The sequence below is a fragment of the Bacillus sp. SIMBA_074 genome (assembly GCF_046534555.1).
Classification (GTDB): Bacteria; Bacillota; Bacilli; order Bacillales; family Bacillaceae_G; genus Bacillus_A; species Bacillus_A mycoides.
Window position 1 is genome coordinate 1 of record NZ_JAWRYM010000938.1, and the last position, 251, is coordinate 251.

The following is a 251-nucleotide window of genomic DNA, read 5'->3' on the forward strand; positions in this document are numbered from 1 at the left end:
ATGCTTACATTTCGAATGGCTACAGCACAAGACGTGGACAAAATTGTGCAACTGCTCGCTGATGATGAATTGGGAAAGACAAGAGAACGCTACGAGAAGCCGCTACCTGAGAGCTATCTCAAAGCATTTGAAGCCATTGATAATGACCCGAATAATGAATTGATTGTAGCCTGTTTGGGTGAGGATATTGTAGGCGTCCAGCAAATCACGTTTACACCTTATCTGACCCACCAAGGAAGCTGGCGAGCAAC

At 45.4% G+C, this 251-nt stretch carries 1 protein-coding gene; it reads left to right on the forward strand.

The features are described 5' to 3' along the window. Positions 1-251 (forward strand): GNAT family N-acetyltransferase (locus tag SB773_RS33535; protein WP_486304332.1); only part of this gene is annotated, 251 nt, incomplete at its 3' end.